The sequence below is a fragment of the Cyanobium sp. Cruz-8D1 genome, from assembly GCF_024345975.1.
Classification (GTDB): domain Bacteria; phylum Cyanobacteriota; class Cyanobacteriia; order PCC-6307; family Cyanobiaceae; genus Cyanobium.
In genome coordinates this window covers 47574-68529 of record NZ_JAGQCD010000021.1, presented here as the reverse complement: position 1 = coordinate 68529, position 20956 = coordinate 47574, and the positions used below count along the sequence as shown (strand labels likewise).

General features: G+C 65.2%; 21 protein-coding genes and 1 pseudogene. 13 read left to right on the top strand and 9 right to left on the bottom strand.

Going from position 1 to position 20956, the window contains the following annotated elements; all coding sequences use genetic code 11:
* The 3 genes and pseudogenes from KBZ33_RS13435 to KBZ33_RS13425 all read left to right on the top strand — a co-directional run.
* A pseudogene (locus KBZ33_RS13435) lies at positions 1-151 on the top strand (IS630 family transposase); the annotation flags it as partial.
* 302 nt (positions 152-453) lie between these two features.
* The gene (locus KBZ33_RS13430; protein WP_254953630.1) at positions 454-1803 is read left to right on the top strand and encodes a hypothetical protein; all 1350 of its coding nucleotides are present in this window, start codon (positions 454-456) and stop codon (positions 1801-1803) included.
* Between the two features lie 102 nt (positions 1804-1905).
* Positions 1906-3102 carry a glycosyltransferase family 2 protein gene (locus KBZ33_RS13425; protein WP_254953632.1) on the top strand — a complete coding sequence of 399 codons (1197 nt, stop codon included), beginning with the start codon at positions 1906-1908 and terminating at the stop codon, positions 3100-3102.
* Here KBZ33_RS13425 and KBZ33_RS13420 read toward each other — a convergent pair.
* Entirely contained in the window at positions 3081-3659 is a 579-nt protein-coding gene (locus KBZ33_RS13420) for a class I SAM-dependent methyltransferase (protein ID WP_254953634.1), read from the bottom strand. The genes KBZ33_RS13425 and KBZ33_RS13420 overlap by 22 nt on opposite strands.
* Positions 3660-4366: 707 nt before the next feature.
* Here KBZ33_RS13420 and KBZ33_RS13415 point away from each other — a divergent pair.
* Positions 4367-4990 (top strand): DedA family protein, encoded by a 624-nt coding sequence (locus KBZ33_RS13415; protein WP_254953756.1) that lies wholly within the window; start codon positions 4367-4369, stop codon positions 4988-4990.
* A 128-nt stretch (positions 4991-5118) separates the two neighbouring features.
* Here KBZ33_RS13415 and KBZ33_RS13410 read toward each other — a convergent pair whose 3' ends face one another.
* Positions 5119-5508 (bottom strand): single-stranded DNA-binding protein, encoded by a 390-nt coding sequence (locus KBZ33_RS13410; RefSeq protein ID WP_254953636.1) that lies wholly within the window; start codon positions 5506-5508, stop codon positions 5119-5121.
* A 159-nt stretch (positions 5509-5667) separates the two neighbouring features.
* Here KBZ33_RS13410 and KBZ33_RS13405 point away from each other — a divergent pair, with 159 nt between their 5' ends.
* The 7 genes from KBZ33_RS13405 to KBZ33_RS13375 all read left to right on the top strand — a co-directional run bounded on the left by KBZ33_RS13405 (position 5668) and on the right by KBZ33_RS13375 (position 12240).
* The gene (locus KBZ33_RS13405) at positions 5668-6714 is read left to right on the top strand and encodes a rod shape-determining protein (RefSeq protein WP_254953758.1); all 1047 of its coding nucleotides are present in this window, start codon (positions 5668-5670) and stop codon (positions 6712-6714) included.
* Positions 6715-6719: 5 nt separating this feature from the next.
* Positions 6720-7466 carry a rod shape-determining protein MreC gene (gene mreC, locus KBZ33_RS13400; protein WP_254953638.1) on the top strand — a complete coding sequence of 249 codons (747 nt, stop codon included), beginning with the start codon at positions 6720-6722 and terminating at the stop codon, positions 7464-7466.
* Positions 7466-8077 carry a rod shape-determining protein MreD gene (locus KBZ33_RS13395; protein WP_254953640.1) on the top strand — a complete coding sequence of 204 codons (612 nt, stop codon included), beginning with the start codon at positions 7466-7468 and terminating at the stop codon, positions 8075-8077. The genes mreC and KBZ33_RS13395 overlap by 1 nt, the downstream gene beginning before the upstream one ends.
* 3 nt (positions 8078-8080) lie before the next feature.
* Positions 8081-9394: a sugar ABC transporter substrate-binding protein gene (locus tag KBZ33_RS13390; protein WP_254953642.1), complete on the top strand. Its 1314-nt coding sequence runs from the start codon at positions 8081-8083 to the stop codon at positions 9392-9394.
* Positions 9395-9549: 155 nt separating this feature from the next.
* Positions 9550-10374, top strand: a complete 825-nt coding sequence (gene rpaB / locus KBZ33_RS13385) for a response regulator transcription factor RpaB (RefSeq protein WP_396108496.1) — start codon at positions 9550-9552, stop codon at positions 10372-10374.
* Between the two features lie 43 nt (positions 10375-10417).
* Positions 10418-11938, top strand: a complete 1521-nt coding sequence (gene lysS / locus KBZ33_RS13380) for a lysine--tRNA ligase (protein WP_254953648.1) — start codon at positions 10418-10420, stop codon at positions 11936-11938.
* 38 nt (positions 11939-11976) lie between these two features.
* Complete coding sequence (locus KBZ33_RS13375) at positions 11977-12240, top strand: hypothetical protein (RefSeq protein WP_015109772.1); 264 nt, start codon at positions 11977-11979, stop codon at positions 12238-12240.
* A gap of 29 nt (positions 12241-12269) precedes the next feature.
* Here KBZ33_RS13375 and KBZ33_RS13370 read toward each other — a convergent pair whose 3' ends face one another.
* From KBZ33_RS13370 to egtB, 5 genes are read right to left on the bottom strand one after another with little or no spacing between them, the layout of a single operon-like run.
* Positions 12270-13070 (bottom strand): YdcF family protein, encoded by an 801-nt coding sequence (locus tag KBZ33_RS13370; protein ID WP_254953649.1) that lies wholly within the window; start codon positions 13068-13070, stop codon positions 12270-12272.
* Between the two features lie 13 nt (positions 13071-13083).
* Complete coding sequence (locus KBZ33_RS13365; RefSeq protein ID WP_254953650.1) at positions 13084-13566, bottom strand: hercynine metabolism protein; 483 nt, start codon at positions 13564-13566, stop codon at positions 13084-13086.
* Positions 13563-13799, bottom strand: a complete 237-nt coding sequence (locus KBZ33_RS13360) for a hercynine metabolism small protein (RefSeq protein WP_094584291.1) — start codon at positions 13797-13799, stop codon at positions 13563-13565. Before KBZ33_RS13360 ends, KBZ33_RS13365 begins: the two co-directional genes overlap by 4 nt.
* Positions 13796-14767 carry an L-histidine N(alpha)-methyltransferase gene (gene egtD, locus KBZ33_RS13355; RefSeq protein ID WP_254953652.1) on the bottom strand — a complete coding sequence of 324 codons (972 nt, stop codon included), beginning with the start codon at positions 14765-14767 and terminating at the stop codon, positions 13796-13798. The genes KBZ33_RS13360 and egtD overlap by 4 nt, the downstream gene beginning before the upstream one ends.
* A complete protein-coding gene (gene egtB, locus KBZ33_RS13350) occupies positions 14761-15999 on the bottom strand; it encodes an ergothioneine biosynthesis protein EgtB (RefSeq protein ID WP_254953653.1) in 1239 nt (412 codons plus the stop codon). The genes egtD and egtB overlap by 7 nt, the downstream gene beginning before the upstream one ends.
* A 99-nt stretch (positions 16000-16098) precedes the next feature.
* On the opposite strand from egtB, the gene KBZ33_RS13345 reads away from it, so the two are divergent.
* Positions 16099-17106, top strand: a complete 1008-nt coding sequence (locus KBZ33_RS13345) for a cysteine synthase A (protein ID WP_255011797.1) — start codon at positions 16099-16101, stop codon at positions 17104-17106.
* Positions 17103-19175, top strand: a complete 2073-nt coding sequence (locus KBZ33_RS13340; protein WP_254953656.1) for a protein kinase domain-containing protein — start codon at positions 17103-17105, stop codon at positions 19173-19175. The genes KBZ33_RS13345 and KBZ33_RS13340 overlap by 4 nt, the downstream gene beginning before the upstream one ends.
* A gap of 9 nt (positions 19176-19184) precedes the next feature.
* On the opposite strand, the gene smpB is transcribed toward KBZ33_RS13340, so the two are convergent.
* Positions 19185-19685: an SsrA-binding protein SmpB gene (smpB, locus tag KBZ33_RS13335; protein ID WP_254953658.1), complete on the bottom strand. Its 501-nt coding sequence runs from the start codon at positions 19683-19685 to the stop codon at positions 19185-19187.
* A gap of 133 nt (positions 19686-19818) precedes the next feature.
* A complete protein-coding gene (locus KBZ33_RS13330) occupies positions 19819-20946 on the bottom strand; it encodes a hypothetical protein (protein ID WP_254953660.1) in 1128 nt (375 codons plus the stop codon).
* Positions 20947-20956 lie beyond the last annotated feature (10 nt).

The following is a 20956-nucleotide window of genomic DNA, read 5'->3' as shown; positions in this document are numbered from 1 at the left end:
CTCCAGTGTCAAGCAGCTGATCGCCAGGATCGAGCAGTTCGTGGCGGCATATAACAAGAACACAGCTCCATTCACCTGGACGGCTACGGCGGATTCAATCTTGGAAAAGATTCAGCGTCTTTGCTCTCGTATCTCTGGGACAGAACACTAGCCTATTTTGTTATAATATTATTTTATCTCATTGCCATAGTTCCAGCTCCCGGAATTAGCCTCCCAGGATCTCCTCATGATGACGGCCTCTTTATGAAGTGGTCAAACTCCATCTTGGATGGCCAATGGCTCGGATCTTGGGACATATTATCCACCAGTAAGGGCCCTCTCCACTCTGTCTTAACTGCCGTAGCTGCCCGCATTGGCATCAATCCTTTCGCGTACAAAAGGATCTTTTACTTGGTCGGTTCTTTAGTCTTCGTAGGCACGGCATTAAACAAAGCTCCCAACTGGCTGAGGGTAGTGACCCTGATCACGTTGCTCCTCGATCCATTTCAGTTTGGGAATATGGGACTCAGAAACTTGCGAGAAGGCACCTACATCCCATTGCAAATAATTGCTTTTGGGCTTGGTACTTGGAGCCTTGATCAGTTGCGGAAGCAAATTAAGTTCAAGGTGTCACTTGTCATGGGCTTGCTTGGAACTGCCACCTGCTTCGGGCTGATCTTGATCACAAGAGAGGGCCGAATGGTGGCTTGGGTTGAATTGGCGGCATGGCTCATTCTCGGTGGGCTGGTTTTTGCATGGAGACATCGGCAGCAGCTTCATCACCGCTTGGGAATTAAACTTCTAGCCGCGCTCCTTGTTGTGCTCGGAATTGTTGCATGGACAAAACTTCCAGTCTTAGCGATTAGCGGTTTGAATGGTTTCCACTACGGATCTTTCATTTCTAATAGCACTGAGGAAGGGGAGTTCCCTAGTCTATATGGAAGGTTGCTTGGTATAAGTGTCAACGGAGAGGCTGCTCTGGCCAGGGTTCCGGTAAGGCAGACAACACTCGGGGCAATCATACAGGAGAGTGACTCAGGTAGTCACCTCAGCAGGATACTCAACAATATCCCATCTCATTGGAGAATTCATGGCTGCAGCATCTATCCTGACACTTGTGGCGAGATCGGTGGTGGGTGGTTTATGTGGGCTCTTCGCGATGCCATTGGCGCAGTACTTGAGCCTGGGGCAAGTGAAGCTTCTTTTCAAAGAGTGGTCCAATCTGCCAACAGTGAACTGGATTCCATCTGCAAACAATCCAGTATGCTTTTATGTTCTTCTCCACAGGTTGGCTACAAGCCATCCATGAGCCGATGGGGTTTTCGCAGCCTAATCAATGAAGTTGCAAAGGAAGGGAGCAGAATCGCATCGCTTGTGCTGATCCCAGCAGTTTACCCCCATGGAAAGGTCACTCTTGCAATTGAGCAGGTGGGCGGTCTCCACGAAACGCTGGCGAGACCTCTTGGAATTCGGAAAGTAAGTTTGACTGAATCATTCAAGTGGCACAGAATCCTTCGGGCTGCAAGCATTCTGGGAGCCGCCGGAAAGTGGCTCATGATCGTGCTTGCTGTTATTTCCGTTGGCCTTGCAACGATGCGATCAAGACTGTCTGAGCTATGGGATCCAGTGTGTGTGTGGATGTTGCTTTGTTTGGGCCTTCAGCTTGCAACGTATACTCTTCTAGGCCTCACAAGCTTTCCAGGCGATGCCTATGTGACCATGGCCAGTCCATTGTTCATTGGTCTGCTGGCTCGTCTCTCTGCTTACTACATGCCGTTAGGGCATTCAAGGCAATTCCGGAGTAACTTGCCTAAGGTGTCATAATGGAACGGCATAGGGTATTGAATAAAATCAAGCCCACATCAGATTGCCATTGTTCTCTATTCTCCCCCATGAGGATATTGCTTTTCAACGAGATTAGTTGCCATGCAGGCTGAAGTTCCGCTGCTGACGTTTGTCATTCCTTGTCTCAACGAATCCCGCACGCTATCAAGTGTGATCGCTGATTGTTACGAAGGTGGAAGAGCATGCGGATGTCCATTTGAGGTGATCGTTGCCGACAATGGAAGTACCGATGGTTCCCAGGAGATTGCCCAATCTGCAGGAGCTCACGTTGTTGACGTGCCCATTCGTGGCTATGGCGCCGCACTGCTCGCAGGAATCCGGGCTGCGAAAGGTACCTACATCTTGATGGGGGATGCCGATTCAACCTACGAGTTCGCTCAAGCCGGCCAGTTCCTCGGCAAGCTTCAACAGGGTTACGACCTTGTGATGGGCAACCGCTTCAAGGGCAGGATTGCCCCTGGAGCGATGCCCTTGCTGCATCGGCACCTCGGCAACCCCGTGCTCAGCGCATTGGGACGATTGTTTTTTGGGATCAAGATCGGCGATTTCCACTGCGGTTTGAGGGGGTTCAATCGGGACGCCATTCTTGCCCTGAATCTTCACTGCTCAGGGATGGAGTTCGCCTCAGAGATGGTGATTAAGTCAAGCCTCATGGATCTGAGGACCGCTGAGATTCCCACGAACCTATGGCCGAATCCTCCAGGGAGAATTCCGCACCTCAAAACTTGGCGAGATGGATGGCGGCATCTGAAGTTCATGTTGTCGTTCAGCCCCAAATTCAGTTTTCTTCCTTTCACTGGCCTTCTACTGTTAATGGCTCTTGCACTGCTGTTTTCATTCGGACTCGGACTCGCTCCGTTTTCCGGTCCCAGTACGTTAGTTTTTGCCTTCTCCTGTCTTGTCGCCTGTATTGGAATCGTTTCTGATTATCTCTCTACTAGAGAAATGCTTTACTCAGAGTATCCTATGCGTAGGTCTGGCATGTCTCGGAGAATCGACAACTTCTTGGGCCTAAATCGTGGGACAGACCGAATATTTAAGATTGCTGGGATATCTGCTTTTGTGTCGTCGGCTGGTTTTGTTGCATTGCTAATCTTTTGGTTGCAGGGCAGTCTCTCCTCTCGTATGACTTCTTTGGTAACCTTTGTGACCTGCACTTCCTTGCTTCTCTCCATCTCCGCCTATCTCACGGCAGCCAAGATATCGACGTATCGCAATCTTCATCCAAAAGGCAGCAATGCTAATGTTATCAAGGCTCACGTGGAGCTTGATAGATGATAGACTAAGTTGCTCTTCATGCCCATAAGGTAATATGGCTTCTTTTGGTATCTCAGGCCTAGAGAGTCAAGCATCCTGTCCACATCTCTTTCGCTCAAAAGATTGAGATTGGCCTCCTCTGCAAAGAAATGTTGACCGGTCAGCCTTAGGAATCTTCGGAATAGCCTTGGTGGCAACCAGTGCAGAAACGGGGTCAGAGTGTGAAACTCCAAAGGAAAGTAACGGTTTGGAGTGGTCAGGACAGTAGACTCGGCGACCCTAGCTAGCTCTGCAATGAGTTGCAGTTGTTGAGCCTGAGACCCAACATGTTCAATGACTGCCGAGCAGAACGCCAATTTGAAGCATCTGTCCGGGAAGGGCAAAGACCTTCCATCAGCTTTAATGAAGGTCAGTCCTGGAAAGTCACGCTCAAGATGGGAAGCATCCTCTAGCCCAACCGCTGTGACTGAGGCGGGAAAGGGGTACAGACGTTCAAAGAAGTTGGAGTCAGGTGTTTGGTCTGAGGTGACTCCCACATCGAGAACCTTCCAGCTGTGCGGGGGATCGTACTCTTCCATCAACTGCTTGAAAATTGACGCACGCACCTTCCATGCCAACCAAGGTCCGAATCCTCCGAGCCTTGGGGCGATGTAGCTGGAGTCCCTGCGCAGAGCCATTAGGAATTTGACCTAGCAAGAAAGACAACACCTGCAGCCACCATTGAAATACCTGCTAACTTGTGAAATGTTATGTGCTCTCTGAATAGCAATATTCCCATTAGCGATGTCAATAGGATTGAGAAGGCGATCACCAGCGGATAGGCATAAGAAAGCTGCAGGCGTGTGAGAATAGCAACCCAGGCAAATGTCGATAGGGCGTAAACGGCACAGCCCGTAATGAAAACTGGATTCCGAATCAAGCCCCCCAAAAATGACAACGCCCCTCTGCTCAAGCCTCCGCTCGGGGCAGACAACTTGAACAAAGCTTGGCCCGCGCAGAGGAGTACGGAATACCCGAACAGGATGAGCAGCTGATTCCCGTTCACATATGTTGAGAAGCGAGCGCTATCATAGCAACAGGCACGCATAGAGGTCTCTTCGCATTCTCTTCGTTTGACGATAGAGGTGTCAGAGCTGAGCGGCAATGCTCCTTGTGGGCCAATGGTGGCTGCTCCAGCCTCATTCGCTCATTTCAAATGAGCGCTACATGATGGGCGACGTGGAAGACTCTTCATGGACTTTGCTTCATCGTAGTGGCCATCGAACTGGTCCAGAAGCTGCCCGAGATGATCGGGGCGGCCGTGGAGGCCAACCCGGCAGCGGGCTATGGCGCGATCTTTGCGGCCATGTTTCTGGAGAACCTGTTCCCTCCCATCCCGTCGGAGCTGATCATGCCCCTCGGGGGCTTTTATGTGCAGCAGGGCAAGCTCTCCCTGATTCCGGTGGTGCTGGCCGGCCTGCTGGGCACCGTTCTCGGTGCCCTCCCCTGGTACGGCATCGGCCGGCTGGTGAACGAGCAGCGCATCGAGCACTGGCTTGATCGCCACGGACGCTGGATCGGTATCAGCTCTCAGGAACTTCAGCGCAGTCGCCGCTGGTTCAGCCGTCACGGCACGGCTCTGGTGTTCTGGGGGCGGCTGGTGCCAGGCATCCGCACGCTCATCTCCGTCCCCGCCGGCATCGAGATGATGCCGATGACGCCCTTTCTGCTCTGGACCACTGCCGGCAGCCTGATCTGGACCCTGCTGCTGACGCTGGCCGGACTGTTGCTGGGGGAGAGCTACACCAACGTTGAACTCTGGATCGAGCCCGCCGCCAGGGTGGTGAAGGTGCTGCTGGTGCTGGCGCTGCTGGCGGGGGCCGCCTGGCTGGGACTGCGCCTCTGGAAGCAGAGCCGTCACAGTCCCTGATCCAGAGCCAACGGCCTCCGAACAGTAAAAAAGGCGCCCGGGGGGGCGCCTCCTTTGGCTTCAGGCCGCTTGATAACCCGGCTGGGTCACTGGCACAAGCCCCCGCAGCACTAGCTGGGTCGAAAGGCTCAGAAGGGCACTTCCTCTTCGCTGGGCTCGCCGCCACCGAAACTGCCGCCTCCGCCTCCGCCGCCTTCGGCATCGCGCTTGCTGCCGAGCAGCTCCAGGCGGTCGACCCGGATCACGGGCTTGCTGCGCTCCTCCCCACTGGCCCGGTCCGTCCAGCGGTCGAGCTTGAAGGAACCGATGATGCCGATCAGGGCACCCTTGCGGACATAGTCGGCGGCCACCTGGGCCTGCTTGCCCCAGATCTCCAGGTTGAACCAGTCCGGTTCGTCGTCGCGGCTGCGGCGATTGACCGCCAGGGTGAGGTTGGCGACCATGCTGCCGGATTCGAAGTAGCGGACCTCGGGGTCGCGGCCGGCTCTGCCGACGAGGGTGATGGAATTGACGCCCATGGCGTGCTCCTGAAACGAGTGGATCAATGATGGGGCACCCCGATCGGGGGCCTCTCTCTTTCCGTTCCACCCTTCGTCCCGGTTGTCACACCCATGGCGGTTGGGCCGGTCTGCTGGGATCGCCCCACCTATGATTCGCCGCTGCCAGAGGCCCTGCCCGTGTTTTTCCGCCGTTTCCAGTTCTCCCGCGACATCGGCATCGACCTGGGGACGGCCAACACACTGATGTACGTCTCGGGCAAGGGGATCGTGCTGCAGGAGCCGTCCGTGGTGGCGATCGACCTGGAGCGCGGCACCCCCCTGGCCGTGGGTGAGGAGGCCAAGCTGATGCTCGGCCGCACCCCCGGCAACATCCGGGCGATCCGCCCCCTGCGCGACGGGGTCATCGCCGATTTCGATGCCGCTGAACAGATGATCAAGAGCTTCATCCAGAAGGGCAACGAGGGCCGGGGGGTGATCGCCCCCCGCCTCGTGATCGGCATCCCCAGCGGCGTCACCGGCGTGGAGCGCCGTGCCGTGCATCAGGCCGGCCTGGCCGGGGCCCGGCAGGTGCACCTGATCGATGAGCCGGTGGCAGCCGCCATCGGTGCCGGCCTGCCGGTCACCGAGCCGGTGGGCACAATGATTGTCGACATCGGCGGTGGCACCACCGAGGTGGCGGTGCTCAGCCTGGGCGGCACCGTGCTGAGCGAGTCGGTGCGGGTGGCGGGTGATGAGCTCAGTGACGCCATCACCGTCTACCTCAAGAAGGTGCACAACCTGGTGGTGGGCGAGCGCACCGCCGAGGACATCAAGATCCGCATCGGCTCGGCGTTCCCCGACGACGCCCACGACGAGACCTCCATGGATGTGCGGGGTCTGCACCTGCTCTCCGGCCTGCCGCGCACGATCAACATCCGGGCCGGAGACATCCGTGAAGCCATGGCCGAGCCGCTCAACGTGATCGTGGAGGCGGTCAAGCGCACGCTGGAGCGCACCCCTCCCGAGCTGGCGGCCGACATCGTCGACCGTGGGATCATGCTCGCCGGCGGCGGTGCCCTGGTGCGGGGCATCTGTGATCTGATCAGCCACGAGACCGGGATCCTCACCCACGTGGCCGAAGACCCCCTGCTCTGCGTGGTCAACGGCTGCGGCATGGTCCTGGAGGACTACAGCCGGCTGGAGCGGGTGCTCGACACCCCCGAATTCCTCCGTCAGACGGCCTGACCCCCATGCCGGCATGGCGCTGGCTGCGTTTCGTCCAGGGCTCGTCCCTGCGGCGGATCACCCCCTGGCTGCTGGTGCTGCTGGCGCTCGTGGCCGTGCGCCTCAGCAAGGGGGCGCTGATCGCCGATGCCTTTGCCCTGCTGAGCCGACCCTTCTGGCCCGGGACGGCCCAGGCTGAATGGCTGCGCTCGGCCCGCCGGGTGGAAGACGGGGCCCGGCTGGCCCAGCTGGAGCAGGACAACCAGCGGCTGCGCACCCTGCTGGAGCTGCAGAAGCAGAATCCCAACCGGGTGACGGCCCCGGTGATTTCCAGGGATGGTGCCGGCTGGTGGCGGCAGCTGCTGCTTGGGCAGGGGGCCCTCAGCGGTATCCGGGCCGGCCAGGCGGTGGTCGGTCCGGGCGGTCTGGTCGGTCTGGTGGGCAGTGTCACCCCCAGCACCGCCAGCGTCACCCTGCTCACCGATCCCCGCAGCCGTGTCGGGGTGTGGGTGGGGCGCACCCAGAACCACGGCCTGCTCACCGGCATCGGCACCGGCCGGCCCCTGCTGCGCTTCCTGGAGAAGGATCCCCAGGCCCGTCCCGGTGACGTGGTGGTGACATCCCCCGCCAGCACCCTGGTGCCGCCGAACCTGCCGGTGGGTGTGATCCAGTCCATGGACGCCAACGCCGACCCGGCCCCGGTGGCTGTGGTGCAGCTGATCGCGCCGGTTTCGGCCCTTGACTGGGTGCAGGTGCAGGTGCAGGTGCGCTGATGGATCTGCTCACCCGCCAGCCCCTGCTCGTCGCCTCGGCCCTGCTGGTGCCGCTGCTCGTCCTGGCCTCGCCGGGCTGGCTCAGCCTTGATGGCGTCGGTCCGTGCTGGGCGGTGCTGTGGCTGCTGCCCTGGGCCTTGAGTGACGGACCGTTTTCGGGGGCCTGCGCCGGCCTCGCCCTGGGACTGCTGCTGGATGCCGTTTACCCCGGCGGCGTCACCCAGGTGCCCGCCCTGCTGCTGCTGGGCTGGTGGTGGGGGCGGATGGGACGGCGGGCACCGCTGATCCAGCGCAGTTTCAGCCTCGGTCTGCTCGCCCTTCTGGGCACCGCCCTGCTCGGCCTCACCTTGATGTTGCAGTGGGGGGTCCTGGACTGGGTCAGTACCCGAGAGGCGATCCAGCTGGCAGGACCGGAGGTGGGCCGCAGCCTGGCCGATCAGGGGGTGAATCCCGCCCTGCTGGCCCAGCCGGGGTGGCGCTGGGATGATCTGGCGGGATCCGGCCTGCGGGTCCTGCTCGCCCAGACGCTGATCACGGCCTTGATCGCTCCGATGCTCTGTTCCCTGCAGCTGCTGCTCTGGCGCCAGGTGGGCTCCGGCTGGCGGCGCTGAGTGATGCCCAGATCCCTGCCACGACGCCAGGCCCTGCGCCTGCTGGCCGCCCCCGTCGCCCTAGCCCTGGGCGCCGGGGCCTGCGCGCGGCGGCCCGGGGCCAACGCGGGCAAGCTGCTCAACGTCTGGACCCTGGACCTGGCGCCCCGCTTCAACACCTACATGCGGCGGGTGATCGCGGCCTGGGAGCAAGACCATCCCGGCGTCACGGTGCGTTGGACCGACGTGCCCTGGGGATCGGTGGAACGCAAGCTGCTGGCGGCCGTGTTCGCCCGCACCGCCCCTGATCTGGTCAATCTCAACCCCAACTTCGCCGCCAACCTGGCCAGCAAGGGGGGGCTGCGGGATCTCACCCCCCTGCTTCCCCCCGGCGCCGCGGATCGCTATGTGGCCGGCATCTGGACCTCGGGTCAGCAGCAGGGCGAGCAGTTCGGCATCCCCTGGTACCTGACCGCCCGGGTGACGATCGCCAACCGGCGGCTGCTGCAGCGGGCCGGTCTGGCCGCCCCGCCCCGCCGCTGGGAGGAGGTGCCGGCCTACGCCGAGGCGGTCAGGCGCCGCACCGGCCGCTACGCCCTGTTCGTGACCGTCGTCCCCGACGACTCCGGCGAACTGATGGAGGCGCTGGTGCAGATGGGGGTGCAGCTTCTGGACGATCGCAAGCGGGCGGCCTTCAACAGTCCGGTCGGCCGGCGCGCCTTCGCCTTCTGGAGCGATCTCTACCGCCGCGGGCTGCTGCCGCGGGAGGTGGTGAGCCAGGGCTACCGGCGCGCCATCGAGCTGTTCCAGGCCGGCGATCTGGCCCAGGTGGCCAGTGGCCCCGATTTCCTGCGCAACCTGCAGACCAACGCCCCCGGCATTGCCGCCACCTCCGCCCCCTTCCCGCCCCTGACGGGGGCGAACGGTGAAGCCAATGTGGCGGTGATGAACCTGGTGGTGCCCCGCCAGAGCGCCATGGCCCCGGAGGCGGTGAGCTTTGCCCTGTTCCTGAGCGATGCGGCCAACCAGCTGGCCTTCGCCGAGGAGGCCCGGGTGCTGCCTTCCTCCAGGGGAGCCCTGGCGAGCCTGGAGCGCAAGCTGCGGGGGGCGGTCCCCAGCGATGGCCAGGAGCGCCTGGTGCACAACGCCCGGCTGCTCTCAATCGAGACCCTGGCCCAGGCCCGGGTGTTGGTGCCGGCCACCCCGGGGGTGAAGCGGCTGCAGGCGATCCTCTACACCCAGTTGCAGCGGTCCATGCTGGGGCAGCTCGACAGCGATGCGGCCCTGGCCGAAGCCGAGCTGCAGTGGAACCGCTATGCCGAGGCCCGCTGGCCCTGAAGCCCTGAAGGGAGCGGCGCCGGCGGGGCAGGCAAGGGATTCCGAAGACATGTTGCCTTTCGCTCAGACGCCCGCTGCCGGAGCCGTTTCCGTGCTCGCGGCCCCAAACGGCGTCGCGTTATGGTTGCGATTCTTCATCTGAGTGGACCGGAGCGATGCCCATGCCCACGGTTTCCTCCCCCTTCACCGATGGTGCTGATCTGGAGGCTTCCGCGGGTGGTGGTTCCCCCTCACAGCCGATTGCCACCCTGCTGGTCGTCGACGACGAAGCAGCCGTCCGCCGTGTGCTGATGATGCGTCTCCAGCTGGCCGGCTACCGGGTGCTCTGTGCCGAGGATGGCGAAGAGGCCCTGGCGCTGTTCCACCAGGAGCAGCCCGATCTGGTGGTGCTCGACGTGATGCTGCCCAAGCTGGACGGCTTTGCCGTCTGCCGGCGGCTGCGGGCCGAATCCTGCGTGCCGATCATCTTTCTCTCCGCCCTCGATGCCATCGCCGAACGGGTGGCGGGCCTGGACCTGGGAGCCGACGACTACCTCCCCAAGCCCTTCAGCCCCAAGGAACTCGAAGCCCGCATCTCCACGATCCTGCGGCGCATGGGCCGGGGGGCGGCCACCAGCGAGCCGCGTGAGCTCCCCGTCGGCTCCGGCGTGCTGCGGGTGGGCGATCTGGTGGTCGACACCAACCGCCGCCAGGTGACGCGCGAGGGCCAGCGCATCGCCCTCACCTACACCGAATTCAGCCTGCTGGAGCTGCTGTTCCGGGAGCCGGGCCGGGTGGTGCCGCGGGCCGAGATCCTCGAGCAGCTCTGGGGCTATCCCCCCCGCCGCGCCGCCGACCTGCGCGTGGTGGATGTGTACGTGGCCCGGTTGCGCGGCAAGCTCGAGCCCGATCCCCGCAACCCCGAGCTGATCCTCACCGTGCGGGGCACGGGCTACTCCTCCCAGCGAATGGGTGAGGCCTCCCTGGCCGCCGCCGGCTGATCCTGCAGGATGGGCAGCCACCCTTCTCCACCCCCAGCCTGCCTTGTCGGATCTGCGTGAGACCCGTCTGGAGAAAGCCCGCACCCTGGAGTCCCTCGGTCGGGCTCCCTATGCGCTCAGCTTCGCCCCCAGCCACCGCACCGCCGAGCTGCAGCAGGCCCATGGCGACCTGCCCAACGGCGAGGAAAGGGCCGTTGAGGTGGCCGTCGCCGGCCGGGTGATGACCCGTCGGGTGATGGGCAAGCTGGCCTTCTTCACCATTGCCGACGAATCCGGTCCGATCCAGCTGTTCATCGAGATGGCCACCCTGCTGGCGGCCCACCCGGAGGAGCCCGAAGGTTTCGCCCAGATCACCTCCCTGGTGGACGGCGGCGACTGGATCGGGGTGCACGGCAGCCTGCGACGCACCGATCGGGGCGAACTCTCGGTCAAGGTGACCGACTGGGTGATGCTCACCAAGGCGCTCCAGCCCCTGCCCGACAAATGGCACGGCCTGGCGGATGTGGAGAAGCGCTATCGCCAGCGCTACCTCGATCTGATCGTCTCGCCCGACACCCGCGAAACCTTCCGGCGCCGGGCGCGGCTGGTGAGCGCCATGCGCCGCTGGCTCGATGAGCGCGACTTTCTCGAGATCGAAACGCCTGTCCTGCAGACCGAAGCCGGCGGTGCCGACGCCCGCCCCTTCGCCACCCATCACAACGCCCTCGACCTGCCCCTCACCCTGCGCATCGCCACCGAACTGCACCTCAAGCGGCTGGTGGTGGGGGGCTTCGAGCGGGTCTACGAACTCGGCCGCATCTTCCGCAACGAGGGGATCAGCACCCGGCACAACCCCGAGTTCACGTCGGTGGAGATCTACCAGGCCTTCGCTGATTACCACACGATGATGGACCTCACCGAGCAGCTGCTGGCCGCGGCCTGCCTGGAGGTCTGCGGCGACACGCGCCTCACCTACCAGGGCACGGCGATCGACCTCACCCCGCCCTGGCGGCGGGTGAGCATGCATGAGCTGGTGGAGCAGGCCACCGGCCTGGATTTCAACACCTTCGCCGATCGCGCCCAGGCGGCCGCGGCCATGCAGTCCGCTGGCCTGGCGGCCCCCGAGGCGGCCGACAGCGTGGGCCGGCTGCTGGTGGAGGCTTTCGAGCAAGCGGTGGAAACCAGCCTCGTGCAGCCCACCTTCGTGATGGATTACCCGGTGGAGAATTCGCCCCTGGCCCGGGCCCATCGCAGCAAGCCGGGGCTGGTGGAGCGCTTCGAGCTGTTCATCGTCGGGCGGGAGACGGCCAATGCCTTCAGCGAGCTGATCGATCCGCTGGATCAGCGGGCCAGGCTCGAGCTGCAGCAGCTGCGCCGCCAGGCCGGGGACCCCGAAGCCCAGACGGTGGATGAGGACTTCCTGCACGCCCTGGAGGTGGGCATGCCCCCCACGGGCGGCCTCGGCATCGGCATCGACCGCCTCGCCATGCTGCTCACCGACAGCCCCTCGATCCGTGATGTGATCGCCTTCCCCCTGCTGCGCCCGGAGGCGCGGGAGAGGGCGGGAACCGACGCAGTGGGATAATGGTCTCCAGTAGGCCTTTTCCCCCTCGGGGCTCTGGTATGAGTGGTGAGCGCGTCGGTTTTCGCTTTCAACACGCCGATGCGGTGGTGAAGCGCAATCCCCAGGGGCGATCTCGCCGTGGCTGGGTCATGGAACCGGTGGAACAGACCACCAGCCGGGGAACCAAGATGCCCGCCTACCGCATCCGCTGGCGGGACAGTGAACGTCCGGAGATCGTGCTGCAGCACATGCTGATCGCCGATCCCGACCCCACCCCCCCGCCTGAGGGAGTGAGCCTGGTGCCCCCGGTCCCCAAGAAGTAACCCCCGCAGCGCCCGGCGAGCGATCCAGCTCAGATCCAGCCCCGCAGCCGGTAGGCCACCAGGCCCAGGTGCTCGCGCATGGCCGTTGTGGTCAGCACCAGGGCTTCGGCGCTGGGCAGCACCCCCATCACGGTGCCCGCCAGGGTGGGGGTGCCGAAGGAGCGCCGCTCGGGCAGCTGGAAGTCGCAGGCCACCGGGATGATCCGCAGGTCCGGGGCGGCCCGACGCAGGGTGGCCAGCGAACGGGGCAGGTGGGTGGCGCTGGTGACCAGCAGCAGGGAGTTCCAGCCCCGCTGCCGGGCCACCCGCACCAGGGCGCCGGCCTCCTCGCCGGTGTTGCGCCCCTCCTCGCTGGTCACGATCCGATCGGCGGCCACCCCCAGGCTGGTGGCCAGGGCCTTGGCCAGCAGGGCTTCACCGGCCGCCGGGTCATTGGCCATGAAAGTGACCTTGCCGCCGGTCACCAGCAGCCAGGGGGCCTTGCCCTCCCGCATCAGGGCCACGGCGCGCAGCAGCCGGTCGCCGGCTTCGTTCACCTCCACCCCCTGACGGGGCGGCAGGGCGGGCCGCAGGCCGCCGCCCAGCACCAGCACCGCATCGGCGCTGGGGATCGGCGAGGGCGTCAGCCGGGCGGCCCGCTCCTCCAGGCTCCAGACCAGCTGGCGGCTCAGCAGGGGCGTGGCCGCCAGCCAGAGCAGGGCGATGCCCACCCCGGAGAGCACCGGGCCGAAGCGGCGCTGGCCGCCCAGCAGGCCGGCGATCTGGAGCAGCAGGGCCACGCCGAGGGGGTAGAGGCCGAGCGGCAGCAGTTTGGAGAGCAGGAAACCCATGGGGTGGCAGGGTTCAGCGCTGGCTGCGGCGCTTCAGCTCCTGCAGCTCCTGCTGGGCCTCGAACCGGGCCCAGTCGGCCTCTAGGTCGGGGGTGGGGGCAGGGCCGGAGTTGCGCTGGCGGGTCAGTTCGGCCAGCTCCTGCTCGACGCTGGCGAAGCGCTGGCCCAGGTCGGTGAGGGCCTGCCAGCGCTGGCGGCCCTGGTCCATCAGGCCCGCCACATGGCTTTCAGCGCGGCCGGCCAGCTCCCCGGCCCCGGCGCTCCGGGCCCGACCGATCCGCCCCTGCCACTGGCGGATTTCCTCGGCCAGCTTCAGCAGCTGCTGCCGCTGCTCCTCGGCCTGCTGCCGCAGGCGCACCCGTTCGGCCAGCAACTGTTTCTGACGGTCGCGGGCGGCCTGGCCCCGCAGCAGCTCCTCCTGTTGGGGATTGGTGCGCAGGAAGCCCTCCAACTGCTGATCCAGCCGCGCCTCCAGTTCCTCCAGCCAGCTGCTCATGGCACGGGTTCGCCGGGGGCGCGGGTGATCAGGGGCGCTTCGATCTCCTCCTGCAGGGGGGTGATGGCCGCCTCGCGGGAGCGCAGCAGCAGCTGGGTGAGCCGGGCGATGGCCCCTTCCCCCAGGTCCTGCTCGCCGATGCGGTCGAAGGCCCGGCGGTAGAGATCCTCGAGTTCCTCGATCAGCCCTTCACGCACCCCGCGCATGGACTGGCGCTGCTCCTCCCTGCTCATCGATCGCTCCGCTGCTGTTCCGAGTCTGCCTGCACCAGCAGATGCAGGGCGAAATCGCCGGCCGGATCGCTCCAACGGCCCGCCCCCTGCCAGCCGGCGCTGGCCGCCAGGGCGAGGAAGGCCTCGGGGGCGTACTTGTAGCTGTACTCCGTGATCAGCGGTTCGCCGGCCGCGAACGGCCAGCACCGGCCCGCCAGGCGTACCTCCAGAACCCGCTGGCTCACCAGGGCCATGGCGATGCGGGACTGGCCGGCCTCCCACCAGGCCCGGTAGTGGAAGTCGTCGGGGTGGAAATCGCCCTCCAGATCCCGGTTGAGTCGGGTCAGCAGGTTGCGGGCGAAGGCCTCCGACCAGCCGGCGGCGTCGTTGTAGGCCGCCTCCAGCCGCTCCACCGCCTTGGGCTGGTCGATGCCGATCAGCAGGCGGCTGTCCGGCCCCAGCAGCCGGCGGAACTGGCGCAGCAAGTCCCGGGCGCCGACGGGGTCGAAGTTGCCGATCGAACTGCCCGGGTAGAAGCCCAGCCGGCCGTGGCCCTCCAGGGCGGGGTGGTCGGGCAAGTGCTCGAGGCGGCTGTAGTCGCAGCAGATGCCGAGCACCGGCAGGTCGGGATGGCGTTGCTGCAGGGCCCGGCAGGCGGGCGCCAGATGGTCGGCGCTGATGTCGAGGGCCACATAGGCGGCCGGTTGCAGGGCGCTGAGCAGGGGGCTCACCTTGCGGGCGCTGCCGGCCCCGAACTCCACCACCACCCCCGGTCCGAGGGCGGCGGCCAGTTCGGCCGCCCGCGCTTCCAGCAGGGCCGTCTCGGTGCGGGTCAGGCCGTATTCCGGCTGCTCGCAGATGGCGTCAAACAGCCGCGACCCCTCGGCGTCGTACAGCAACCAGGCCGGCAGTTGCTTCGGGCAGCGGCCCATGCCTTCGATCACCAGCCGGGCCATGTCGGCCGGCTCGGGATGGAGGTCGATCAGCATCGGTCGGTGGCACCATCACTGGCCAGCCGCAGGCCGGCGGCCATCCAGCGGCAGTGGGGCGCAAAGAAGTTGCGGTAGGTGGCTCTGGCATGGTCTGCCGGAGTGAGGAAGCTGCTGCCCCGGAGCACGAACTGGGAGGTCATGAACTTGCCGTTGTATTCCCCCACCGCACCGGCGGCGGGCCGGAAGCCTGGGTAGGGACGGTAGGGGGTGGCGGTCCACTGCCACAGGGCGCCGAAGGCTTGTGGCAGGGGGCGGCCGCAGGGTTGCGCGGCCTCTGTCGCCACGAGCTCCCATTCGGCCTCGCTGGGCAGCCGGGCGCCGCTCCAACGGGCAAAGGCCTCGGCCTCGAACCAGCTCAGGTGCCGCACCGGCGCCTGGGGGTGGCGCGGCCGGCGGCCGGCCAGTCCGAATTCCCACTCCCCACGCCAGTAGCGCGGAGCGCACCAGCCACGCTCCTGCACCACCGCCCAGCCCTCGCTCATCCACAGCTCCGGGCGCTGGTAGCCCCCATCGGCGATGAAGGCGGCGTAGGCCTCGTTGGTCACGAGGGTTTCGGCGAGGCTGAAGGGCTCCAGCCACTGCCGGTGGCGGGGGGCTTCGTTGTCAAAGTGGAAGCCGACGCCGTCATGGCCGATCGCCACCAGGCCGCCGGGGTGGGAGCGCCAGCCGGCGGGGGCCTCAGAAGCCTCTGCCCCAGACGGTTCCTGGCCGTAGGCGGGCTCCAGCGGGTTGCGGCTGAAGCCGTCGAGCAGATCCATCAGCAGCAACTCCTGGTGCTGCTGCTCGTGCTGCAGGCCCAGTTCCACCAGCTCCAGCAGGGGGGGCGCGGCCTCAGCGGGGCCGCGATCCAGCTCCAGCAGCAGCGTCTCCAGCCCGGCGTCGACGCGCCGGCGCCAGGCCAGCACCTCGCCGATGGCCGGGCGGGTGAGCAGACCCCGCTGGGGGCGGGGGTGGCGGCTGCCGATCGCCTCGTAATAGGAGTTGAACAGATGGCCCCAGCGGCGATCGGGCGTTTCATGGCCCGGGAGGTGGGGTTCCAGCAGGAAGGTTTCGAAGAACCAGGTGGTATGCCCCAGGTGCCACTTGGCCGGACTGGCATCGGCCATGCCCTGCAGGCAGAGGTCCTCCGGTTCCAGACCCTCGATCAGGCGCTCGCTGTGCTGCCGTACCGCCTGGAGCCGTTGCAGGAGCCTGGTGATGTCCGCCGGGGTGTGTGCCCTGGAGCCCATGGACCTGCCCTTCTCTGGGGCCGACCATAGGGATGTTCCCTACGATCCGGCCACGCAGCCAAGGAGAAGGCCAGCCGGATGGGAGCCCACAGCGATGGCATGACCACAGGGATCACCGAGGGCTTCAGCGGCGCGGTGGGCCGGACGCCACTGATCCGGCTCCATGCCCTCAGCGCCCTCACCGGGTGCGAGATCCTTGGCAAGGCGGAGTTCATGAACCCCGGTGGGTCGGTCAAGGACCGGGCCGCCCTTGGGATCCTGCAGGAGGCGGAGGCCAGCGGCCAGCTGCAGCCGGGGGGCACGGTGGTGGAAGGCACCGCCGGCAACACCGGCATCGGCCTGACCCACCTCTGCAATGCCCGCGGCTACCGCTGCTTGATCGTCATCCCCGAAACCCAGTCGGCGGAGAAGATCGGCCTGCTGCGCAGCCTCGGCGCCGAGGTGCGCACGGTGCCCGCGGTGCCCTACAGCGACCCGGCCAACTACGTGCGCCTCTCCGGCCGCATCGCCGCGGAGACGCCCGGGGCCCTCTGGGCCAACCAGTTCGACAACCTCGCCAATCGGCGCGCCCATTACGGCAGCACAGGGCCAGAGATCTGGCAGCAGACCGGCGGCCGGCTGGATGCCTGGGTGGCCGCCACCGGCACCGGCGGCACCTATGCGGGGGTGGCCCTGTATCTCAAGGAGCAGGATCCCAGGGTCCGCTGCGTCCTGGCCGATCCCTGCGGCAGCGCCCTCTATCGCTGGGCCACCGACGGCACGCTCAAAAGCGAGGGGAACTCGATCACCGAAGGCATCGGCAACAGCCGTGTCACCGCCAACCTTGAGGGGGCCCCGATCGACGATGCCGTCCGCATCGATGACCCCATGGTGCTGCGCACGATCTACGGGCTGCTGTGGCAGGAAGGCCTGTTCATGGGGGGCTCGGTGGGCATCAACGTGGCGGCGGCGGTGGAGACGGCCCGGCGTCTCGGGCCGGGCCATCGCATCGTCACCGTGCTGTGCGACAGCGGCGATCGCTACCGCTCCCGCCTCTACGACCCTGATTGGCTCGCGGGCCGCGGCCTGGAGCAACCCGAGCGCAGCGGCGCCGCCCTGATCCCATGACGGCAGCCCAGGGTCAGGTGATCGGCGGCCGTTACCGGCTGGAGCGCTGCCTTGGCACGGAGAACGCCGGGCCGCAGGGGTCGCTGTGGTTGGCCAGCGACCAGCTCGCCGCCGATGCGCCCGTGGCCCTGCGCCGCATCGGACCGGAGCAGGACCAGGCCAGGGCCCGCGAGCTCTGGTCGAGGCTGCAGGGGGTGCTGCATCCCCAGGTGCCTCGCATCGGCGCCGTGATCGAGGCCGACGACCAGCTCTGGCTGGTGCGGGAGTGGCAGGCGGGCCGCACCTACCAGCAGCTGCTGGAGCTGCGCTCGGAGCGCCAGCTGGTGTTCGGGGCCGGGGAGGTGCTGCTGCTGCTGCGCCAGCTGCTGCCGGTGATCGCCGCCCTGCACAGCCAGGATCTGCTGCACGGCGACCTGAGTCCCGCCAACCTGTTGCGCCGCGACAGTGACGGCTTGCCGGTCCCCCTCGATTTCGGCCTGCTGCGGGGCACCGCCGGCGGCGGCGCCGGGGAGCGACTGCTGGGCGCCACGCCGGGCTACGCCCCGCCGGAACTGGCCAGGGGGGAGCCCGCCCAGCCCTGGATGGATCTGCACGCCCTCGGGGTGGTGGCCCTGGTGCTGCTGAGCGGTGAGGCCCCAGGGGGCCTGCTCGATCCGACCACGATGCAGTGGCGCTGGCCGGCGGCGCTGGAGGCCGAGCCGGAGCTGCGGCATCAGTTGCAGCGCCTGCTGAGCCGCCATCCCGACGAGCGTTTCGCTTCGGCGGGCCAGGCCCTGGTGGCCGTCCAGTCCCTGGCCATGCCCGACAGCACGGGACCCGTGCCCCGGGCTGATCGCACCGTGATCCTGGTGCCTCCTGCGGCGCCGGCGGCGCCCGGCGCCAGCGAGGTGGTCGCCGCTGACATCCGCACGCCCGAAAAGCCCCGGGTGGAGCCCCAGCTGCCGCTTCGCATGGCGCCGCCGCCCCCGCCAGCTCCGGTCGTGACGGCCCCCGATACGTTGCGGCGCCGCTACGAGGAGCGGGAGGAGGCCGCTGAGGGGGGCTTCTGGCCGGTGCTGATCGCCCTGGTGCTGTCGGCCGTGGTCGGCACGGCGGTGGGCTGGTGGTGGCTGAGCCGCGGCAAGGTGGCTACACCGCCCCCCGGCGGGGTGCCCGAGCTCCCCAGCAGCCTGCCCCCCTCGGAGGTGGATCAGCGCCAGCAGCTGCTCAACCGTCTGCGGGCGATGCAGGTGGACCGGGCCTGGTTCCTCAGCCTGGTGGATGCGGCCCTGCTGGCCCAGTACCCCGAACGCAACGGGCGGCTCCCCTCCGACACCCTCGAAGACGCCCCCCTGCGGCGCGTCTGGAACGAACTGGCCGAAGAATGGCTGGCCCGGGTGGAGCAGCTGCCCCTGCCCCTGCGCCGGCGCCTGGGGAACTTCAGCGCCACCGACTGGGAGGCGCGCCAGGCCGGCTTCGTGCGCCAGGGCCTGAGTCCGGCGGTGCTGCGGGAGCTGGTGTCGGCGAGTGTGCAGAACCTGCTGCCGAGCCGCGCCTCCCAGGCGATGCCACCGGAGCCCTTCCGCCAGATCTGGTATGCCGCCGGCGAGCTGACCCTGGAGAACCTCAGGATCGAGCCGATCGAGGCCCCCTCCGGCGCCACCCAGGTCCTGAGTGCCGAAGTGCCCGCCAGCGGCGCCCGGCTGTTCCCGATCCGGCTCCCCGCCGGCCATGGCCTGGCCCTCGGGGTCAACGGCTCCCCCCTGCTGCAGATGAGCGTCTTTTCCGCTGAGGGCACAGCCCTGGAGGCCAGGGGGCCGCTGCGGGTGGTCACCCTCGGCTCCCAGAAGAGCTCGCCGGTGCAGCTGCTGCTCACCAACGACGGCGTCGCCCCGGCCCTGATCCGCTTGTCGTTGCGGGCCGATCCGCCGGCTCCCACCCCCCAACCGGCCCTGGAGGCCCGACCGGCTCCTGAGGAGACACCGGAAACGCCGGACGTGCCCGCACCGGCCAGCCCCGTCCCCAGCCAGACGCCCGCCAGCCCAGCGGCCCCCACACCGCCACCGCCGGTGGAACCCGCCAACCCCTGAGGGCGCTGCTCAGAGCCGGGCGACGGCGGCCCGGGTCTCCTTGGCGATCTGCTTGTTCTTTTCGTCCTGGCGCTTGTCGTGCAGCTTGCGGCCCTTGCCCAGGCCGATGGTGATCTTGATCCAGGAGCCCTTCAGGTGCAGGTTGAGCGGGATCAGGGTGAGGCCCTTCTGATCCAGGGAGACGCGCAGCTTGTCGATCTCGCGCCGATGGGCCAGCAGCTTGCGCACCCGCAGTGGCTCGTGGTTGAAGAACTTGCCGGCGTGGCTGTGGGGGGAGATGTGGACGTTGTGGAGCTGCATCTCGCCGTTGCGGATCAGGCAGAAGCCGTCGCGCAGGTTCACCTGGCCGGCCCGGATCGACTTCACCTCGGTGCCGAGCAGTTCAACCCCGGTCTCGAGCGTTTCGAGAATCTCGTACTGGTGTCTGGCCAGACGGTTGTCAGCCAGCAGCCGGTTGGCCGGATCAGCGCTCTTGGCGCCACCGCCCTTTCTGCCTGGCCCCTTCGCCATCGGATCTGAACAACGTTCAACATCATGAGGCTAGACGCAGGCTAGGCAGATGATCCCCGGTCATTCCCAGGACGGGAAGGACGGGGTGGTTGATGGCAGGTCATCGGAGCGAAGCAACAGAACAGATCAGAGATCAGGAGAGATGCCAGTTGGTGGTCGAAAACCAGAGGCGGTAACTCCACACATTTACGGCGATGGCGAGAGTCAGCCAGCCTGCAAGCAGCGCCCTGTTGCGGCCGAAGAAAAGAGCTATGAAAAGCAGTACTGGCGCCTGCCACCAGATGTAACGGGAGAGACCCCAGCAGTCGGAGGTGAGTGGGATAATTGTGCTGAATAAACTGAACGAGGCAAGCGAGGTATATCTGCCCCGTAGAATGAAGAAGAGGCTAATTAGCAAAACTACAATTCCAGAAATGCCCCAATAGCGATAAAGCCACCAGTCGCTTGATAGTGCTTTGCTCAAGGCCACCAGCCAACTGGTTGGCCCAGCAGGAGTAGCTCTTCCCCACGCTCGTTGGATATGGATGAAGGCCAGCGGGTCACCAGTGCGTTCTTGAAGATGCAGCATGAAGACGACAAGTCCCGTAGGGATCAGTGCCATGGCCCCCAGAGCCTGGAAGCGATTCTTCCATCGCCATGATGGCCAAAGCGGCGTCAAGCTGATCAGGTAGGAGATCACTGAAACCACCCCGACCAGTCTGGTTGCAGAAAGTAATGCCCCGGCTATACTTGCCTTCAGATACAGCCTCCTCTCTAGAAGCGCAAAGAAGATACAAGTAAGAAGCAGAAACAGGGGTTCTGTATAGCCTGCATTGCCATAGATTGAATAAGGATTAAATGCTGCGATGCTGCCATTCGTAATTGGGTTGGTCGATGGCGCTATTGTTTGGACCATTTTGATAAATGCATAAATAGAGATCATGAAAAAAAACTTGGAAGTCAGCACCACGCCCGTCTGCGATGTCAGGCCAAGCAAATGGGACATCACAGAAGCGGCGCCAGGGAATAGGGGAAAGAAGGCAACATTAGCCATTCTTGAGTAATCGAACTGACCTAGTTGCAACCTCTCGTAGCCTTCTCCGGCAATCTTTCTGTACCAATGACAATCGAGTTGGCAGAGATCACTGTATCCATTGGATGCAAACCAGTGTAATAAGATGCTTTCCATGGCTTGGTGGGCTAGAAACAGCGTCACAGAGATGATTATGAGGCGAAGCTCACGCTGGATTCTTTGACTTCCCATTGCATTGGCCAGTCTCATCTCGTCTCTC

Coding starts and splice junctions, on each gene's coding strand:
- KBZ33_RS13395 (WP_254953640.1), top strand. CDS start 7,466: ATGGATCTGCTCACCCGCCAGCCCCTGCTCGTCGCCTCGGCCCTGCTG.
- KBZ33_RS13370 (WP_254953649.1), bottom strand. CDS start 13,070: ATGGGTTTCCTGCTCTCCAAACTGCTGCCGCTCGGCCTCTACCCCCTC.
- KBZ33_RS13420 (WP_254953634.1), bottom strand. CDS start 3,659: ATGGAAGAGTACGATCCCCCGCACAGCTGGAAGGTTCTCGATGTGGGA.
- KBZ33_RS13330 (WP_254953660.1), bottom strand. CDS start 20,946: ATGAGACTGGCCAATGCAATGGGAAGTCAAAGAATCCAGCGTGAGCTT.
- KBZ33_RS13390 (WP_254953642.1), top strand. CDS start 8,081: ATGCCCAGATCCCTGCCACGACGCCAGGCCCTGCGCCTGCTGGCCGCC.
- egtB (WP_254953653.1), bottom strand. CDS start 15,999: ATGGGCTCCAGGGCACACACCCCGGCGGACATCACCAGGCTCCTGCAA.
- mreC (WP_254953638.1), top strand. CDS start 6,720: ATGCCGGCATGGCGCTGGCTGCGTTTCGTCCAGGGCTCGTCCCTGCGG.
- egtD (WP_254953652.1), bottom strand. CDS start 14,767: ATGCTGATCGACCTCCATCCCGAGCCGGCCGACATGGCCCGGCTGGTG.
- KBZ33_RS13425 (WP_254953632.1), top strand. CDS start 1,906: ATGCAGGCTGAAGTTCCGCTGCTGACGTTTGTCATTCCTTGTCTCAAC.
- KBZ33_RS13360 (WP_094584291.1), bottom strand. CDS start 13,799: ATGAGCAGGGAGGAGCAGCGCCAGTCCATGCGCGGGGTGCGTGAAGGG.
- KBZ33_RS13415 (WP_254953756.1), top strand. CDS start 4,367: ATGATCGGGGCGGCCGTGGAGGCCAACCCGGCAGCGGGCTATGGCGCG.
- KBZ33_RS13345 (WP_255011797.1), top strand. CDS start 16,099: ATGACCACAGGGATCACCGAGGGCTTCAGCGGCGCGGTGGGCCGGACG.
- KBZ33_RS13340 (WP_254953656.1), top strand. CDS start 17,103: ATGACGGCAGCCCAGGGTCAGGTGATCGGCGGCCGTTACCGGCTGGAG.
- KBZ33_RS13375 (WP_015109772.1), top strand. CDS start 11,977: ATGAGTGGTGAGCGCGTCGGTTTTCGCTTTCAACACGCCGATGCGGTG.
- KBZ33_RS13365 (WP_254953650.1), bottom strand. CDS start 13,566: ATGAGCAGCTGGCTGGAGGAACTGGAGGCGCGGCTGGATCAGCAGTTG.
- rpaB (WP_396108496.1), top strand. CDS start 9,550: ATGCCCATGCCCACGGTTTCCTCCCCCTTCACCGATGGTGCTGATCTG.
- smpB (WP_254953658.1), bottom strand. CDS start 19,685: ATGGCGAAGGGGCCAGGCAGAAAGGGCGGTGGCGCCAAGAGCGCTGAT.
- KBZ33_RS13410 (WP_254953636.1), bottom strand. CDS start 5,508: ATGGGCGTCAATTCCATCACCCTCGTCGGCAGAGCCGGCCGCGACCCC.